Origin of the sequence: Variovorax sp. OK605, from assembly GCF_900115445.1 — a bacterium.
Classification (GTDB): domain Bacteria; phylum Pseudomonadota; class Gammaproteobacteria; order Burkholderiales; family Burkholderiaceae_C; genus Variovorax.
Window position 1 is genome coordinate 435,887 of the sequence record NZ_FOWL01000006.1, and the last position, 15,878, is coordinate 451,764.

Genomic DNA, 15,878 nt, shown 5'->3' on the forward strand with positions numbered 1-15,878 from the left:
GCATGGACCGCGCCACCACCGACCGCCGAGCTTTCAGCCGCCGGACGTTCGCATCGCTGGCTTGCGGCGCGGCGGCGTGGTCCGCCGCGCCTTCGGCCTTCTCGGCGCCCGGCGCCACCGTGTGGCGGCTGGCCACCGGCTACCCCGCGGAGAACTTCCACACGGTCAACCTCGTGGCCATGGCGCGCGAGGCCGAGCTGGCCACCGGCGGACAGCTGCGCATCGAGGTGCGCCCGGGCGGCGCGCTGTTCGCGCTGAACGCCATTCGCGCGGCGGTGCAGGAAGGCAAGGTCGAGGCCGGCGAAGCCATCATGAGCAGCCTGGTCGCCGACGTGCCGATCGCGGGCGCCGACTCGGTGCCCTTCATCACCGGCAGCTACGACGACGCGCAGCGGCTGTGGCGCATCCAGCGGCCGCTGATCGAGAAGGCGTTCGCGCAGCGCGGGCTGCGCGTGCTCTACGCGGTGGCGTGGCCGCCGCAGGGCCTGTATGCGAACCGGCCGCTCGGCGCCATGGCCGACCTGCGCGGCATGCGCATGCGCGCCTACAACGCCACCACCGCGCGCATTGCCACGCTGATGGGCGCGGTGCCGGTCGACGTGCCAGCCACCGAGCTCGACAAGGCGCTGGCGGACGGGCGCATCGATTGCATGATGACCTCGGCCGTGACCGGCGTCGAAAGCCGCGTGTGGCAGTCGATGCGCTACTTCTACGAGGTCAACGCCTGGTTCCCCAAGAACCTCGTGTTCGCGAACGCCCAGGCCTGGGACGCATTGGCGGCGCCGTCGCGCGACGCGCTGGGCAAGGCGGCCACCGCCGCCGAACTGCGCGGCTGGGCCGCCAGCGCCACGGCCGCGGCCCGCTCGATGGACGAGCTGCGGCGCAACGGCGTGAAGACCGAGCCGGTGCCCTACCTCTTCAGCCGCGACCTGCGCCGCCTGGGCGAGCATTTCTCGCTGGACTGGGTCAAGCAGGTGGGCGTGGGCGCCAACGACATCTTCATTCCGTACTTCGACAAGCACTGAAACGGTTAACTTTTGTTTCAAGCTGCCGTATGATCATTGCGGTTTACCCTGCATTTCTGAGTAAAACATCCGTAAATCGCTTCAAGCATCGACAAAGCAACATCAGAGCGCGCGTCGAGGGGGGATGACTCTCTGTGCAGTTCTTCTGTTCGATGAATGCCGGTGTGCAAGATGCAAGACGCGTGGATGGATGGGGAGAGTGGCACTGCCTTCGCAGTGCCTGAAGACGCAGGGCAGGTGTCGCCGACGCCGCCCATGCCGGTGGAATTGCAGGCGCTCAACAGCGCTTTCGCCACGCTGACGCTCGACGCGCGGGGCCGCGTGTTGCGGGCCAACAACCATTTCGTGCGTGCCTGGGGCTACGAGCCCGGCGAACTCGAAGGGCGCGACTTTCTCGACATCAGCCCCGGCGACGGCCTGGCGGCCAGCCCGTCCGACATCTGGGACAGCGTGCTGCGCGGCGAGCAGCGCGTGGTCGAGCGCATGCGCCTGCACAAGGACGGCGCCCGGCGCTGGGTCCAGGCTTTCTACACGGCGCTGGCCGATGCGGACGGCGTGGTGCGGCAGGTGGTGGAGATCTCCAGCGACATTTCCTCGCGCGTGCTCAAGGCCGCCGACGACCGCGGGCAGATCCAGGCCATCAACGTGTCGCAGGCGGTGGTCGAGTTCGCGCTCGACGGCACGGTGCTCGATGCCAACGCGCGCTTCCTCGAGGCCATGGGCTACGAGCTGGCCGAGGTGGTCGGGCGGCACCACCGCATGTTCGTCGACGCGGCCCATGCCGCCAGCGCGGAGTACGCCGCCTTCTGGGTGGCGCTGGCCGGCGGCAACCACCATGCGGCGGAGTACCGGCGTCTGGGCAAGGACGGCCGCGAGGTCTGGCTGCAGGCCACCTACAACCCGATCTTCGACCCCACGGGGCGCGTGCGGAAGGTGGTCAAGTACGCCACCGACATCACGCAGGAGAAGCTGCGCCAGGCCGACTTCCAGAGCCAGATCGAGGCCATCAACAAGTCGCAGGGCGTGATCACCTTCGCCACCGACGGCACCATCCTCGACGCCAACCCGAACTTTCTCGCGACCCTGGGCTACGGGCTGGACGAGGTGGTGGGCCGCCACCACCGCATGCTGATGGAGCCCGGCGTGGCCGGGACCGAGTCGTACGCGCAGTTCTGGCAGACGCTGCGCGCGGGCATGTTCGTGTCGGGGCGCCACAAGCGCATCGGCAAGGACGGCCGCGAGCTGTGGCTGCAGGCCTCCTACAACCCGGTGTACGACCTGAACGGCCAGCTCACGAGGATCATCAAGTTCGCGAGCGACGTCACCTCCGACGTGGCGCTGGCCCAGGCGTTCGAGGACGCGCAGCGCCAGGCGCAGCACGACGCGGCCACCTCGCTGCCCAACCGCACGCGGCTGTCGGCCTTCATGGCCGCGGCGCTCACGCATCCGCAGGCGCGGCTGGTGGTGCTGTACCTGGACCTGGACCGCTTCAAGCCCATCAACGACACCTACGGCCATCCGGTGGGCGACAAGGTGCTGGGCGAAATAGCCGACCGGCTGCGCCGCTCGCTCAAGAGCGACCAGCTGGCCGCGCGCATCGGCGGCGACGAGTTCGTGATTGCCGCGCCCAACCTGGCGGACGAGGAGATCGACGCCTACTGCCAGCACCTGCTGGAGGCGATCGCCGAGCCCATCCGCAACGACGTGGGCCTGCTGGAGGTCGGCGTGTCGATCGGCGTGGCGGTGTCGCCGGCCGACGGCACCACGCCCGACGAGCTGCTGCGATCGGCCGACACGGCGCTCTACCGTTCCAAGCACAACGGCCGCGGCACCTACTGCTTCTTCGCCAACGAGATGAACGACCGCGTGACGGCCAGCCGCCGCATGATCGAGGAGATGCGCCGCGGCATCGCGGCCGGCGAGTTCTACCTGGACTTCCAGCCGCGCTTCGACGCGCGCACGCAATCGATCCGCAGCGCCGAGGCGCTGGTGCGCTGGGCGCATCCGCAGCGCGGGCGCATCGGGCCGGACGACTTCATTCCGCTGGCCGAAAAGAGCGGCCTGATCCTGCCGCTGGGCGACTGGGTGCTGCAGACCGCCTGCGAGGCCGCGGTGCAGTGGCCGGAGATCGGCGTGTCGGTCAACGTGTCGCCGGTGCAGTTTCGCGACGGCCGGCTGGTGCAGCGCGTGAGGGAGGTGCTGGCCGGCGCCGGCCTGGCGCCCGAGCGGCTGGAGATCGAGATCACCGAAGGCGTGCTGATGGACGACGCCGAGGGCGCGGGCATCGTGCTGCGCGAACTCAAGGCGATGGGCGTGAAGCTGGCCATCGACGATTTCGGCACCGGCTATGCGTCGCTCAGCTCGCTGCGCAGCTTTCCGTTCGACGTCATCAAGATCGACCGGCAGTTCATTGCCGACATCGAGCTGCGCGACGGCAGCCGCGACGTGGTCAAGGCGATCCTGGCGCTGGGCAAGGCGCTGGGGCTGTCGGTCACGGCCGAGGGCGTGGAGACCGACGGGCAGCTGCAGACGCTGATCGAGGACCACTGCGCCGAGGTGCAGGGCTTCCTGCTGGGCCGGCCGATGCCGGCGCCGAGGCTCGTGGAGATGGTCGAGGACGATGTGGAGTCCGCGCGCTGAGCTGCACGGAACGCGGTGAGCGCGGTGGGCACAGGCAGTTTCGGGACTTTGGCAGGGTAGTGATCCCTAACAGAGTGTTAAAAAAATCGACGTTTCTATTGGGTTTGGCGCCCTTCCGACCAGTGGCCCTTGATTGCAGAGTGTTAAATCTGAAAGCGCCATCAGATTTCGTCGTGATGCGTTCCTAACAGAGTGTCAAAAAATCGAGGGCTTGTTGAAGCCAGACCCCCTTCGGGACGACACCATTCGTCTTTGCGGCGAACCACGGCGCGTTCGATACTACTGAGCGGCTGTTGGGGGGAGCTTCCGCTTCAGACCGGGTGCGGTCGCTCAGGTTCGAACCGTCGAATGGCCGTGTTCGCCGAATGCCGTCACTCGAACGCAGTCTGCAGCGCTCAAGCGATCTGCTGGACGGCGCGGTGGCAAGTACGCGAACCTGTTGCGCGCAAAGGCGTGGCGCACTCAGATCCAGCTGACTCGATCCCTTTGACGGACAGGGAAGCCTATACGGCCTCGAAGCCGCCGGAACAAAACCAATCGGAATCGGCCAACGCGTCGAACGTCGCCCGCTGCCAGGAATTTTCATAGACCTCGGCGCAGCTCTCGGCCCGTTCGCGCAGGTGCTGCCTGATCCGCTCGGCAAAGCCTGGTGTGGCGGCCATCTTCTTCAGGGCGTGCCTCATGTTGCTGATCTCAACCGCAGCATGCGTCGCATACAGCGTGCCGAGCCTGTAGATGCGGAAATGGGTCTTCAGACGCTCGACCTGAACTGCATCCCAGTGATCGGGCGGGTTCACCGCGAACCTCACGACGGCCGGCGTGCTTTCCACGACTTCGCCGAACAGCCATTGCTCGTCGTCGACCTCATCGAAGTAGGGATGAATGGTCTGCTCGCCTGCGTTCGCAGGGACATGGATGAGCTTGTACTTGTTGCAGTCGCTGCAGGCCGGGACCAAATTGATGGCTGATACGCCATAGACCGGGAAGCTGGTGATAGGAAGATAGTGGTCAAGCTGGTGAACCGTTCCCTGACCGCATAGCGGGCAGATGTCGTTGACGCAGGCCTTCTTGAGCTTGGCGTATATGCTGCGCGTCCTGCTGCTCTTCACGAAGGTGCCGTTGTAGACCCGCTCCATCTCCTTGCGGCTGACGAGGCCGCCAACGGTCTTTATTCCCTTGATGGCATGCAGTTCGGCGCTTTCACCGTGTTCCCGGTACAACTCTTCGGCGGCTTCAACAACGGCTTCGGCCTGCAGCAGGCGTTCCTTTAGATCGGGATCTTTGATGCTGGCAGCACAGAGCTGCAGCACCTCCGCGCCGGTCACGTCAGGCTTTGGCAGACTACGCATCGGCATCCTCGTCGCGTTCTGCGATGAGCGCCTGAACGATGGCCTTCGCTTCGTCGCCCAGCTCTCCGTCGAACTTGTTCAAGACCCTTCGATAGGACGAGCCGTCAGCGACGGCATCTCGCAGGAGCTTGTGAAATCCCGATTGCGTGACCTGCAGACCAAAGACATCGCGTGTCAGGACGCCGATGTTCTCCCCGAAAGTCTTCACAGTCGGACGTTCAACGATCGCGGTACGCCCGCTTCGTCGCAGCTTCCAGGCGCAGGATTGAGGCACCTCCTGAAGGACCACCGGCGAGTGCGTCGCCACGATGGCGACCCCGTTCCGTCGCACTAGCAGGTCGGACAGGCAGCGCACGAAGGAAGCGAGAAGCGGCGGATGAAGATGCCCTTCCGGTTCGTCGAGCAGTACCAGCGTTCGCTCATCGACCAGTTCGACGAGGCGAGTCACGGTCAGCAGAACGATGGCATGCCCCGAACTCAGCTTCTTGAAGAGGCGCCGCGCGCGTGTCTTGAGACTTACGTCGCTCTCTTCGTCAAGCAGCGACGTGACATCTGCCTCTGCAAAGAGATCGTCTTCTTCCAGGGTCCGAACGGCCGTGCGCCAGCGTTCCGCTAGCACGCCCGACTGGCACCGTGTCAGGCTGTTTGCGAAATCACTCCCCAGATCGTCAAAGCTCTTCGCTGTTGAGCCGCGTTTGGATGACTCCGGATGCCTGAGACCGACCTGGTGGCAACGCATGGCGTCCGCCTCTGCGGGCTCCAGCTCAAACTCGTCGAAAGCGCTGAACGAGACGAGGACGAGGCCAGAGAAGGCAACCGCGCCGCCCGTATCTTCGGCTTGCATTTCGATCGTGCCGGCGGAATCTCCGTCGTCAGGCTCGCGGCCAAGCAGGGCAAGGGCCAACAACCGCATGCACCGCGTTTTGCCCACGCCGTTGCGGCCAATCAGGACATGCACGTTCGTCGGGGGTTGAGACTCCGGGATGACATCGAAGGTCATCGATGCCGGGGGCTTTCGCCCTCGTGCTGGAAAGCTGTACGCGAACGCAAACTTTGTGAGCTTTGCATCGCCGCGGGACAGGCGATTCAGCCGCCCTGCGACGGTAGATTCGACAACGTCCCGAAGGAGCGACTCTCGCATCACCTCCTCAGCGCGGTAGGTCTCGAAGATGTCCAGGTCGGCAGCACAGTCGCGCAGGCCCTTGAGAACGCGCGCTCGAAGCGCGTCGCTAAGCTCGTTCAGCGACTCGTAGTAGCTCTCACTCTGGCCGAGCGAAAAGTAGCTTTCATCCAGGGCGTTGAACGTTTCGTCCAAAGCCGGTGCTCGATGACCTTTCGAGACCCTGCCTGAGGGCTGCAGGCCCTTTTTGCCGATCTTGACCGAGCCGATGTGATGAGCTTCTCCGGTTTCGTCGGCGACATGAAGCGAGAACTGAGTCCGGTACTTGCCCCAATCGTCCCAGTTGTCGACGAACAGAAATGCTTGGTTCTTTGATCCGCTGGGGACACGGCCGCGGCCGTCAATTACGGTGAAGAAGATGGTTGCTCTCCCTAGTTCGCGAGTTAAGCGCTCCGACCAGCATCACTGTCATTTGCCCCCACTTGCAGCTCTTTGTCACCGGCCGCCAAACAAAGGGGGAAGGAGCTACGGTCAGTAGCCGTAGACCTCCTGCCGGCGCTTGAAGGCTTTCTGGCTGCCTTCAAGAATCGTGCAGACAATGTCTTTGGTCTCGGTGGTGTCGATCGACCCACGGTCCCTGATCACGGACACTTCGCTGGCACCGCGCAGCGGGATGATCAGCTCGGCGTCTCCCAGGACGGCGATGTTGGGGTTGTGCGTGACGATGATGACCTGCCGGTGCTCCTTGATGCTGCGCAGCGAACGCACGACAGTCTTGTAGATGAACTCGCCGTCGAGATTGTCTTCTGGTTGATCGATGATTAGCGGCACGCGGCTCTTCGAGAACAGCAGTACCGTCAAAAGGATGGCCTGCTGTTGGCCGAGCGAGAGCTTGGCGAAATCGCGGACGCGATAGCCTTTGGTGCCATCCGAATTCTCGACAACCTGCGTCACCTTGATCTCGGGCCTGTCTTCGAACGCGATGCGCTCCAATGCACACTTGGCCTGCCACTCCGAAAGCTTGGCGATGATGTCGGCGGCGTCGGCCTTGGAGAACACACGGTTGCCGTCGGCATCGTTCAGCTGTTCGAGTGCCGACGCATCTTTCGCATTTACGGCAGCAAGGAGTTGAGCCGGTGAAAGTGTGGCGGCAATGAGCGCCGCGCGTGGAACTTGTGAGGTACGCCAGCTCATGGTGCTCTTGATCAGCTCTTCCATCTCGGGCGCCAGCAAGCCTTCGTAGAACTGAAACTTGACCCGATAGTCCACAACGGCAGCGGCAAGATTGCCGTTCATCGTCGTCGCAAATACGTGGCGGGCGTTGAAAATCTTCACGCGGAGGCCGGCCCGTTCCTGAATCAGGCGCTTGCGCTCCTTGAACGCCTCCTGCTGTTTCGGCTGACTCTTCTTCAGCTCGGTCAGCCGCGCCTGCAGATCGGCAGCGTCCTTCGTGACCTTGCGGATAAATGCCATGTCGAGCTTGATGTTCTGCTTTTCCAGTTCGCGCCGAATCTCCTCGATCTTGTCCTGCGTCTCCTTCTCGCGCGCGATCCAGACCTGAAGCTGCGCCGCGATCTTGTCGTTCGCGGCGATGACCTTCTGTTGGAGCTGACCGGATAGCGTCTCGATCTCTGTCGCAAGACTATCTACGAGCCCCTTGACGATCTCAAACTCCGCCTTGCCGACCGCGAGGCCGTTGCCGTCAACGTCGGCCGTCAACTTGCGCAGCTCGCCGCCGGTCAAGCTCTTGGTGATGGACGTGAGAAGCTCACCAAGGCTGCGCTTCAGACCATCGCGGAAACGCCGCTCCTTGGCCAGTTTTTCCTCAAGCTCGACGACCTGACTCGCGTTCTGCTTCTTCAGTACTGCGACCTGTGTGTCGGCGATTCCCTTGGCCTTCTCCGTTGGCCCGATCTGGTTGATGCTCTGCTGCAGCGTCTCGATAACTGTCTGATTTGCGAGAATCGCATCGCGCAAGGCTTCGTCCTGCTTGCGCAGTTCGCCAAAGTCAATGAAGCCGTCCAAGAACCGCAGCAGGATCGACGGGTCGGTGTCGCAGTGCTGGATCGTGTCAGCCGTTTCGCCTTGTCCATAGCTTTCGATTGCAACAGCCGTCGGCCCTTCCGGATCGGCGTTCATCACATCGCAGAGCTTGCTGCGAGTCAGCGTGTGGCGTTCCCCCACTTCGTCTTCGTAGACGAGCGAGATGGCGTCCGGCCACACCTCCGAGTCGATGATCGTGCTTTCGGCGGCATTGCCCGAAGCCGCGCGAAGCGACTCCAGCAGCGTTGACTTTCCGGCACCGCGCCCGCCGATGATGCAGGTCAGGTTAGGACTGAAGTGGACGACTTGGTTTTTGAGGAATCCGCCTTCCAGCTTGATCCCAACGAACCTCGGCACCGACGCGGGGACAAGGTCCTCGAGGCGCACGCGCGCCGCGGCATCCTTTAGCGCGATCCGCAACGACGCGAACGTCAGGGCCTCCATCTTGAGACGGGTCAGCTTTCTGTTGCCGCTGGCGTTGCGGCCCAAGGCGTTGAGGGTGTGTGCGTCCGAGGACATCACTTTCGCCAGATCGACGCCGTTTTCAAGACCAAGCGTCGCACATCGGGTCACAACGCAGTTGCGGCGATTGACATCAGTGTCGTCGTGAGAGAACCAAGCGCCGTTCGCGGCGTTGGTGATCTCAAGGCCCAACAGGTTGGAGCAGTTGAAGACCTCCTGTTTGAACGCATCAAACTTGGGGTGCGCCTTCTCCAGGCCGCTGTCCAGCTCGATGTGTGCGCAGATGCCGAAGCCGTTCAACTCTTCGGCGAAGCGGAGGCATTGAGGGATGGTGTTGTGGCAAGCCTTCCGGTCATCCGAAATGATCAGCTTGCCGAAAAAGCGCTGTAGTTGGTCAGCCGTCTCGAAGTACACCAGCAGATGCCCCTGCGGCGTTGATAGCTCCACACCGGGGACAACAAGCAGCCCTTTGCCGTCGGCATACTTCAGCGCCGAGGGGATATTCGCGATGTTGTTGTGATCGGTGATCGCGATGAGGTCGAGCCGCTCCGTGATCGCCGTATCGACGATGCCCTCAGGCGTCATCGACGCGTCCCTCACGTCGTATGAGCCACCCTCGCCAAAGGAGTGAATGTGCAGGTCCGCACGCCGAAACAGCGCACCGTTGGATTCGTTCTGGATTTCATTTAGCAGGGACACGTTGTTTTCCTAATTCGGAAGGCGCCAACGACCGTCGACCTTGGTTCATGTCGATGCCGAGATCCCATCGTCCACTCCGCCGGCCAATGCGTCAAGAATCAACTGGTCGACATTTCGTAGTAGGCACTAGCAAATTGCGAGCATCCTTGCCCTGCTTCAGCCGCATGCTTGAGAAGTGGGCTCGACCGCAGGTTGATAGGCGCCGCAACGATTGGCTCGCAAGAAGTCGCGGGCCGCGCTAATACCCTCAGAATCCGTGACGCGGGCCGGAGCTTCTCCGCAATCGAATGTCTCCTTCTAGGTCCGAAGCAGAATCGAGGGGATGCGTCTTGAGCGGCAGCAACCGCTGCATAGCCGCGGTCAGGCAAGCCCACTTCAGACTGGTTTCAGGTGTTCGACGGCGCTAAGTGGAGGGGTACTATCGGCCCTAAGCATCGGTGATCGGGCGGGTTGATTTGACCTGCGGAGTTCTCTTCCTAGACTCGTAAATCCACTACGAAGGAGAGCTTGAATGACCTACTTCACCGGAATCGATGTGTCCTTGAGATCCGTCTCGATTTGCGTCGTGGACGGCCGTGGCGAAGTCTGTCGGGAGGCCAAGGTCGACGCGCACGTCGACGTCATCGTCGACTGGTTGCATGCCTTCAGTCCGGAACTGAAGTCCGTCGGCTTCGAGGCCGGCGCGCTGAGCCAATACCTCACCTACGGCCTGCAGGCCGCAGGCTTCGAGGTCATCTGCCTGGAGGCCCGACGCGTGAAGAACACCCTGGACGCCATGCGTAACAAGACCGACCGCAACGACGCGCGCGGCATCGCCCAGATCCTGCGCACCGGTTGGTACAGCCGCGTGCACATCAAGAGCCTGCACAGCCATCGTGTGCGCGCACTGCTAGCCAGTCGCAAGGCGATCCTGGCGAAGTGCGTCGACCTCGAGAACGAACTGCGCGGTCTCCTGCGCGTGTTCGGCATCCGCCTGGCCCCGCGTGTGGGCCACGGATCGTTCGACGCTCAGGTGCGCCAGACCTTCGCCGATGACGAGATGCTGTCCTGCGCGCTCGTGCCGCTGCTTGACGCGAGGACCGTGCTCTACAAGACCTACCTGAAGTTGGACAACGCGGTCAAGGCGCTGACCAAGGCGGATCCGCTGTGCGTGCGCCTCATGTCAATTCCAGGCGTCGGTCCCGTGACCGCGCTGACCTTCAAGTCAGCCGTGGACGACCCGGCCCGGTTCAAGTCGTCACGTACCGTGGCAGCCCACTTCGGCCTGACGCCCAAACGGTACCAATCTGGCGAGGTGGACAACCCTGTTCACATCTCGCGAGCTGGCGATGCCGATGTGCGATCAGCGCTCTATGTGGCGGCGCACTCGCTGCTCACGCGCAACGCGCAGTGGTCATCGCTGAAGGCTTGGGGAATGCGGCTGGCCAAGACGCGAGGGCATCGACGGGCAGTGATCGCGGTGGCGCGCAAACTGGCCGTCATCCTGCGCCGCATGTGGGTGGATGGCTCCGAGTTCCGATGGGGTTCACAGGAGCCTGTCGCCGTGAAGGCGTGACTGCGGGGGTCAGGTGCATTGACTGACGACAGGAATCGAGGATTTGAGCGTTCAGGTGTAGACGATGGTCCGGATGAAGCCGTAAGTGACTGCTGCGCCGCAAAGCGCGTCCATAAGCGTGGCTCTCCGCTCCGTCTGACCAATGCGTGCAGCGCCGACCTTCGGGCGGGACCGACTGCGTAGAGAAGCGTGAACTTGCACCGAGACGTTCTGTTCGACGAAACCAAAATACCGAGATACTCTGCGCTTGACAAACTGGCCCGATCAGAGAAGCAGACGCGCAACATGCGCTCAGAGAACAACGGGAACAACGTGAATCTGGTCTCCACCGACGCTTTCGGCCGTCTTCAGCAGGCTCTGACGACCGAGCTTCTGCGAACGATTGCTGCGCTGACCATACGCCGACATCCGCGTGCTCGGGCCCGAAGAGGCGCTCGCTAGGACTACTTGGCCTTGCGCGGAGTCAGCCGCGTGCGCGATATCAGGTATCAAAGGGAGTTACACATGCTCGCAAGCTGGACGTTCGACGATGTCGCCCTCGCGAAGTGGGAGCAATTGGTACGAGACAACAGGAGCAAGTCCCTACCTCGTCGTCGCTACGAACTGAACGTTCGACGTATCGGAATCGACCTCTCAGAGCAGAACGTCTGGCATGCGCTCGTTGGCTGTCAAGTCACTACGCAGCAGCGCTCCGGACCCAGGTCGGCGGTAAGTGGATTCCTGAATTCAACTAGTCCCGCACTGGACCTTGCCAAATGTCGGAAGTCCAGGACCCTGCGCGAGTTCTTGACGACGGAAATGACAAATGCGGGACTCCGGCGGGCTCCTACGATTGCGAGCAACCTCGCGACAATTTGGGAGAATCTCGAAGCGGGCGAATGGCGCGTACTTCTCAAACACCTTGGGACACTTCGGACCCATCCAACTATCCTCAAAGAAAAGGCAGCAGTCAATTACCTGCTCGGGAGCAAATACCCGGGTTTGGGACAGAAGCAATCGCGCAACTTTATTCAGTGGCTAGGAGTGTCCCGCTACGAAGTGCCGCTGGACAGCCGGGTTCTGAAGAAGCTCAAAGAGCTTGGTGCAAGTTTCGTTCCCTCAGGTGCTTCGCTGACTGATGGAACGGTATATTTATTCGTGCAAGATTGTTTGCACCAAATCTCGCGTGCGCTCGACATTTACCCATGCATGCTGGATGCTTGCATATTCGCAAGCTTTGACATCACCGATGAGACGTAGACCGGCGACAACTAACGCAGTCTTCTTGCACTTTGTACCGCGACGTTCGGCTAGGCCTCTAGTAGGCGCTTACCTGGCGGCAGAACTCGGCACCTTGCTGTAGCCTCGTCTCAGGTCCGGGAGGAGATGCGCATCGAGCGGTGAATTGCTGAGGAATGAAGCAGCTGGCTCAATCGGAGGAAAGATGACGAGGAAGATCGAGCTCTGGGACAGTGAAAGCAACTACCTTTGGGGCAACCTGAAAGTGGACGGAGCCATCGAGATCTGGGACAGCGAGAGCAACTACATATGGGGAAAGCTGCAATCGGGCGGAAAAATTGAATTGTGGGATCAGGACAGCAATTACATCTGGGGCAATCTGAAGGCCGACGGCAAGATCCAAGATCGAGCTATGGGATAGTGATGGCGCCTTCATTTGGGGAGCGGTGACATAGCATGGTTGAGCTCAACCTCAGCCCCGGCAATGCCTGTCCCGCCCGTCGTGGCGCATCGGCTATCGACCGATTGTGTTGAAAAACTCGCTCATGATATTTCAAGCCCGTTTCCAGGGGGGCCCGAACCCTTGACCACATCACGATCGTCGATCCTGGAGCGATCTGAGAGGTCGATTTTTCTCGCGAGGAACCGAGCGCAGTAACGGCGGAGTTTTTCAACACAATCGGCCACAACCAGTCATTTGCTGCCCGTGCTCATTTCTCCGGATAGGCAGCGCCGCCATAGTCTTGATGAGGTTCGCGGCTTTGCTGTGGCGGAATGCGGGTTGGACCGGACTTTTCTTCGTCGCACCGCGCGTAGCATCGGGTGACAGATGGCGAGCGATTCCCACCAGAACAAGGTCCAAACGAGGGGTTATTTTGGCCAATGAACTTCGACCGGCGCGCGGGTTTCCCAGCGGTAGCTCATCCGTTCCCCATTATTCCATTCGAGGTACCGACGTCTGTCCCGCTCGTGGACACCCCAAAGGCAGTTCTTCTGTTCCTCACTATCAAATTTGTGGAGACGAGCTTCGCCCAGCACGCGGCCATCCTGGAGGAAGTTCGTCTGTCCCGCACTATGTGATGCGTGGCGACGACGTGTGTCCAGCTCGCGGGCATCCGAAGGGCAGTTCCTCAGTGCCGTGGTACACGCTGCGCTAAAGAACTGACTGCTCGTTCGGTTGGGCGGGACTCGGCACAACCGGCCATTCGGCTTCCAGCCTTATCCCGGTCCACGCACGTGCAGGTGGACTTCAAGTACGCGCGCTCCGTGGTCGGCTCTTGTGTGAAACCTGCTCGAAGAGTATTGCGTCGTGGTGCACAGCGGCAAGATGTAGCTGCTCGTGCAGATGCCAGCGCCCTCTGTGCGGAGGACGGAAGAAAATGATGAGATCATCCTTGGGCCTCGGATGGGCAGTCTCGGTTGCTTGCTCGCTGATGCTTTTGTCCGGCTGCGACAAACTGAAAGCAGTCGACGACCTCATGGCGCAGACGGCGAGCAACACGGCAGAAATCGATTCGCTTAAAAGATCGCTCGCTGACTCGCGCAAGGAAACCGACGCACTTCGAAGTCAGGTCATCGGCATGTACGACCGCGTTGCTGCCGTCGAAGCAGTGCAGGCAACGCAAGCGACAAAGGCGCCGAGCGTGCCGCCGTCACCAACAGCGTTGGGGCCACAGGAAATCGCCATCCTGAAAGCTGCCATCGAAGCTTGTGTGCAGGTCGGCCGAGCCGTCCCACCCCCACAATATTCAGACGGCTCGATGACTAAAGGCTTCGATGCCTACTACAACCCCATTTCCGGTCGCGTGCAAAACAACGTGCGCTATCAGGGCGAGATGCCGGCTCTTTACGCGTTCAACAAATGCATGGTGGGCAAGGGCATCCCCCTTGGGTAGCCGTGGACTTGTCCGCGCCGAAGTAGAACTGAGCTATCTACAAAACTGGCTCAGTTTCCGGTCGGCGCCAACAGCTCTAGACCACATCTGGCAGTTTTTTTCTGCTCGGGCGGCGAAAAATCCGAGGAAGTTCGCGGGCGTTAATCAGTCGATGTGGTTCTGCCTGCTGTTCCAACCATTCGCGGTCGTATCTCGCAAGCCAAATTCGGGCATTTTCCGGAATTTTCGGATAGCCGTGCTGCGTTACGCGGCGCTCGTTGTAGGCCGCTTCGGCGAGCATGCGGTAGTGAGGACCGTTCGGAGGAACGCGCAGGTTTGCCTCAGGAAACTGCTCGTTCAACCACTTGAAGTCACTCCGCTTCAGCCAGTTCCAAGTTGCACGATCAATGGCCGGTAATGAACGTCCTTCCATCTTGCGCTTCGCCGCAAGCGCGAGCTTGCGGTAAGCGGCTCTTTTTTGGGATGTTGAATTTCTCTCATTCTTTCGTGCGCTTGGAAAGTGATTTTGAAGCCACTCGCGGTCATATCGGACCAAGAACGCATAGACAGAGCGAGCATGAAGTGCCAGTTGCTTCTTGCGTTTCACTCCCTTCTCACGCGCTGCCAACGCCGCCTTACGCATTTCGGGAAGCTTCGCGATGCGACGGTCTCGTTGCCCAATGTTCGGCCTCGAACGTCGCTTGGTCTTTTTAGCCTTTTTCTTCGGCCTCTGATTGCGCGCTTCCTCAAGTGCGGACGTGCACTCGACGGGAAGACGACATTCGAGTGCGTACAGAAGTGCCGCAGATACGCCCAAGACTACGGCGGCATCTTTGCGAGTACCGCCTTCAAAGAGAAGCTGCAAGGTGCCCGCAGGAAATCCCTCTTCTTCAATACGAGCCGCGGCGGCGGCGACATGCTTTTCGGCCACATGCATCGGTGGGGTGAAAAGTCCAAATGATTGAGCAGCACTCGCAGGTGCAGCGCTCTCCCAACTCTGTGGCGCTCGGCGAAGTGCGAAAGCGATTGATGCCACTCTCAGAGAGTGGGTGACGAAGCTGGGATACCCCTCGAGGCAAGCTGAGACTGTGCTGGCGCTCTTGTGAATTCTGAAGGTCTCTTGGAGCGTGGCAAGGTCTTCGAATCCCCATGCCGACATGAACTGTTCAAGCAACTCCACTCGCCGAAAAACCATGGAGTCACGTGGAAACGTTGCACCCACGAGCTGTTGCCTGTCTCGTGGGCGAAGTGCGGGAGCTTCGCCTCGATACATCTCTTCAATCAGTCTCACAGTCCAGGCGTAATCCTCGGTCTGTTCATACGGGATGACATCAAGCACCGGCAAGGGCGAAAACTTGCAGCGGGCACATCGCGAATGCGCGGGGCGAAGCCGTTGCGAAGGCTGGCAGATCGGACAGCAAGACCGCAGGCGTGCAGCGTGCCTGGTGCAGTGGCTAAGCAAAGGGACCTGGTGCAGCACGTGATAGTGGCCGAAGCCGAATAGAGAGAAATCCTCCTCGAGGCATTCAAGACATATCCGATTCAGCTTCGGTCTGATCAGCCCAGAAGTCCCTGTTGGAACATATGCGTTCGCGGCTCGCGCGTCGCCGTTGATCAAGGCTCGGCGCCAGCGAAGTTCGTCTTCCTCTTTCAAAAGCTTCCCCCAGATTCCGGCCTGAGAGTGCTTCGAAAGAAGATCATCTGGTGCAACTGCGTTGTCGAAAATCTTCGTGGCAAAACTTCCCGCGTGCATGGCATATGCGTTCTCCATCTTCACTGCCACACCAATCGATTCGTCCAGGTAGTCCGAATCCCCGTAGTGCCCGCACGACTTAAACGCTATCAAGAGCGAACGCAGCGTTGCGTCTTCAGGGAACGATGGAATCATGGCGG

10 protein-coding genes are annotated in these 15,878 nt (G+C 61.2%); 6 read left to right on the forward strand and 4 right to left on the reverse strand.

What is annotated here, in order from left to right; translation table 11 throughout:
- The first annotated feature begins 2 nt into the window (after nt 1-2).
- Both BM013_RS18650 and BM013_RS18655 read left to right on the forward strand, forming a co-directional pair.
- Complete coding sequence (locus BM013_RS18650; RefSeq protein ID WP_093129115.1) at nt 3-1,025, forward strand: TRAP transporter substrate-binding protein; 1,023 nt, start codon at nt 3-5, stop codon at nt 1,023-1,025.
- A 216-nt stretch (nt 1,026-1,241) separates the two neighbouring features.
- Nucleotides 1,242-3,665, forward strand: coding sequence for a sensor domain-containing protein (locus BM013_RS18655; protein ID WP_177225500.1), 2,424 nt, complete (start codon nt 1,242-1,244; stop codon nt 3,663-3,665).
- A gap of 503 nt (nt 3,666-4,168) precedes the next feature.
- On the opposite strand, the gene BM013_RS18660 is transcribed toward BM013_RS18655, so the two are convergent.
- The 3 genes from BM013_RS18660 to BM013_RS18670 all read right to left on the reverse strand — a co-directional run bounded on the left by BM013_RS18660 (nt 4,169) and on the right by BM013_RS18670 (nt 9,338).
- Nucleotides 4,169-5,014 (reverse strand): hypothetical protein, encoded by an 846-nt coding sequence (locus BM013_RS18660; protein ID WP_093129162.1) that lies wholly within the window; start codon nt 5,012-5,014, stop codon nt 4,169-4,171.
- On the reverse strand, nt 5,007-6,329 hold the full coding sequence (locus BM013_RS18665) for an AAA family ATPase (protein ID WP_218153665.1): 1,323 nt from the start codon (nt 6,327-6,329) through the stop codon (nt 5,007-5,009). The genes BM013_RS18660 and BM013_RS18665 overlap by 8 nt, the downstream gene beginning before the upstream one ends.
- 336 nt (nt 6,330-6,665) lie before the next feature.
- Entirely contained in the window at nt 6,666-9,338 is a 2,673-nt protein-coding gene (locus tag BM013_RS18670; RefSeq protein ID WP_093129118.1) for a TrlF family AAA-like ATPase, read from the reverse strand.
- Between the two features lie 511 nt (nt 9,339-9,849).
- On the opposite strand from BM013_RS18670, the gene BM013_RS18675 reads away from it, so the two are divergent.
- The 4 genes from BM013_RS18675 to BM013_RS18690 all read left to right on the forward strand — a co-directional run bounded on the left by BM013_RS18675 (nt 9,850) and on the right by BM013_RS18690 (nt 14,006).
- Entirely contained in the window at nt 9,850-10,893 is a 1,044-nt protein-coding gene (locus BM013_RS18675; protein WP_093129119.1) for an IS110 family RNA-guided transposase, read from the forward strand.
- A 504-nt stretch (nt 10,894-11,397) separates the two neighbouring features.
- Nucleotides 11,398-12,132, forward strand: coding sequence for a hypothetical protein (locus tag BM013_RS40545; protein WP_143098299.1), 735 nt, complete (start codon nt 11,398-11,400; stop codon nt 12,130-12,132).
- A gap of 184 nt (nt 12,133-12,316) precedes the next feature.
- Entirely contained in the window at nt 12,317-12,532 is a 216-nt protein-coding gene (locus BM013_RS18680; RefSeq protein WP_218153666.1) for a hypothetical protein, read from the forward strand.
- A gap of 961 nt (nt 12,533-13,493) precedes the next feature.
- A complete protein-coding gene (locus BM013_RS18690; protein WP_143098300.1) occupies nt 13,494-14,006 on the forward strand; it encodes a hypothetical protein in 513 nt (170 codons plus the stop codon).
- 76 nt (nt 14,007-14,082) lie between these two features.
- Here BM013_RS18690 and BM013_RS40550 read toward each other — a convergent pair whose 3' ends face one another.
- Complete coding sequence (locus tag BM013_RS40550; RefSeq protein ID WP_143098301.1) at nt 14,083-15,873, reverse strand: cupin domain-containing protein; 1,791 nt, start codon at nt 15,871-15,873, stop codon at nt 14,083-14,085.
- Between the last annotated feature and the right edge of the window lie 5 nt (nt 15,874-15,878).